This is a genomic window from Rhizobacter sp. P2_H2 (assembly GCF_056403375.1).
Window position 1 is genome coordinate 1 of the sequence record NZ_JBFUFP010001126.1, and the last position, 1,696, is coordinate 1,696.

The window sequence follows — 1,696 nt, forward strand, 5'->3', positions numbered from 1 at the left end:
TTCGTCGGCGGCCGAAGCCGCCTGGGGTGCGGCACCGGCGGCGTCAGGGGCCGGAATCACTTGGGGGAGTCGTCCTGGCGGGCGGTGCCCTGCGCGCCCTGCTCGAGGGCCTTGACGACGTCGTTGCGCACCTTCTCCTGCAGCTGCTGCGACTGCTCGCGCACCGTGCCGCTGGCGGCGCCGGTGCCCTGCGACACACTGCCGTCGGTGGCCACCACCGGCACCTTGCCGACGGCCTTCAGCTGCTTGTTGATGACGATGCCGATGATCGCCAACGCGATCAGCAGCGACACGAATCCGAAAGTGGCTTTCATAGGAGGTCCCCGCCCGACGCCAGTTCGGGGCGGTCGGCATCGTACCTCACGGCGCGATCACGACAGCGGCCAGGCGCCCAGGGTCTCGTGGCGGCCCTGGCCGACGTGGCTGCGCACCAGCGCGAACCCGGCGGCGTGCCAGCCGATCGGCTCGATCGCGTGCTCGGTGATGCTGTGCCGGCGGTCGTACAGCAGCGTCAGGTGCGGCGTGGCGCTGCGCGAGGCCTGCGATTCGGTGTCGCCCATCGCCAGGTTCAGCCGGCGGCGGAATGCAGCGAGCGCGGGCAGGTTGTCGCTGCTGCGCAGCACGAAGGCGCCGCTGCCGGGGAAACTCAGCGCGCGGTCGAAGGCCACGCCGAAGCCCTCGTGCACGAGACCCGCGGCGGCCCGCATCGCCGACTCGACGTTGGCCTCGTCGTCGACCATCGCGCGCAGCGTGACGTGCAGGCGCTCGATCGAGAGCAGCTTGCCGGCGAGGCCATGCTCGCCGCGCAGCCGGGTTGCCAGCTCGATGATGCGTTCGGCCGTCTCGGGCGTGGGCCGCAGCGCGAAGAAAAGACCCAGGTGCTGTGCGGCCTGCGGAACGCGGCCCGCCTGAACGGGCGGCGGCGGTGGCGGTGGTGGCAGTTCGTCGAACCCAGGCAAGCCGAACTGTTCCGGCCCGGACTGGGCCTCCTTCTTCGTTCGCATCTATCGAGCACCAGCCTCAAGCAACGTGAAATGGGTGCGGCCGATCAGCTTCCTGAAGTCACGATCAAAACTCACGAGGTGTTCTCCAATGTGAACAACAGCCGCAGCCAGCCAGGCGTCCGGCAGAAGATTGCCGCTGAGCTGCTTGTCCAGGCACAGCTGGCGCAGACGAGGCCACTCCGCGCCCTGCTCCGCCAGTTGAACACCCGGCACGGCGAGCAGCGCATCGACGAAGCCGACCGCCTGCTCAATCGGCGTCGGGGCCTGGAAAATCCTGGGGCTGGTCACCAGTCGCAAGAAACTGGCCACGACCATCGGCATCACGGTCAGGGTTGCTCCTGACGAAACCGCGACGACGGCCTCTTCGAGCCACGGTCGGGCAACCGCATGATGGGGATGGTCGCTGCGAAATGCCGCGACCAACACATTCACGTCAGGCGTCATCGCCCAACGCCTCCAGCAGCGACCTGTTGCTGAGCGGATCGACCCCCGCCACCAGCCCACCGCGCCCCTTGAACACCGGCAGACGCGACTTGCCTCGCGGCACCGTCGCCTGCTGAGCTCTCAACCTCAGTTGCAGGCCTTCCTCGATCAGGCGMGTCAGCGTGGTTCGTTGCCGGGCAGCAAGCGCCTTGGCCGTGGCCAGCAGTTCATCGTTGATGTCGAGGGTCGTCTTCATCCAAAGATGATAC

At 68.0% G+C, this 1,696-nt stretch carries 4 protein-coding genes; all 4 read right to left on the reverse strand.

The annotated features are described in order from the left end of the window. Positions 1-56: 56 nt before the first annotated feature. The 4 genes from AC1D15_RS30765 to AC1D15_RS30780 are packed head-to-tail and all read right to left on the reverse strand — an operon-like array spanning position 57 to position 1,683. Entirely contained in the window at positions 57-314 is a 258-nt protein-coding gene (locus AC1D15_RS30765) for a hypothetical protein (protein ID WP_477829015.1), read from the reverse strand. 57 nt (positions 315-371) lie between these two features. Next, complete coding sequence (locus AC1D15_RS30770; protein WP_477829016.1) at positions 372-1,004, reverse strand: 2'-5' RNA ligase family protein; 633 nt, start codon at positions 1,002-1,004, stop codon at positions 372-374. Next, positions 1,005-1,448, reverse strand: coding sequence for a TA system VapC family ribonuclease toxin (locus tag AC1D15_RS30775; protein ID WP_477829017.1), 444 nt, complete (start codon positions 1,446-1,448; stop codon positions 1,005-1,007). It lies immediately after the preceding gene. Further along, entirely contained in the window at positions 1,438-1,683 is a 246-nt protein-coding gene (locus AC1D15_RS30780) for a DUF6364 family protein (RefSeq protein ID WP_477829018.1), read from the reverse strand. Before AC1D15_RS30780 ends, AC1D15_RS30775 begins: the two co-directional genes overlap by 11 nt. Positions 1,684-1,696: the final 13 nt, after the last annotated feature.

Excerpts from the sequence above, each read along its gene's own strand:
- AC1D15_RS30775 (WP_477829017.1), bottom strand. The coding sequence starts at position 1,448 with ATGACGCCTGACGTGAATGTGTTGGTCGCGGCATTTCGCAGCGACCAT.
- AC1D15_RS30770 (WP_477829016.1), bottom strand. The coding sequence starts at position 1,004 with ATGCGAACGAAGAAGGAGGCCCAGTCCGGGCCGGAACAGTTCGGCTTG.
- AC1D15_RS30765 (WP_477829015.1), bottom strand. The coding sequence starts at position 314 with ATGAAAGCCACTTTCGGATTCGTGTCGCTGCTGATCGCGTTGGCGATC.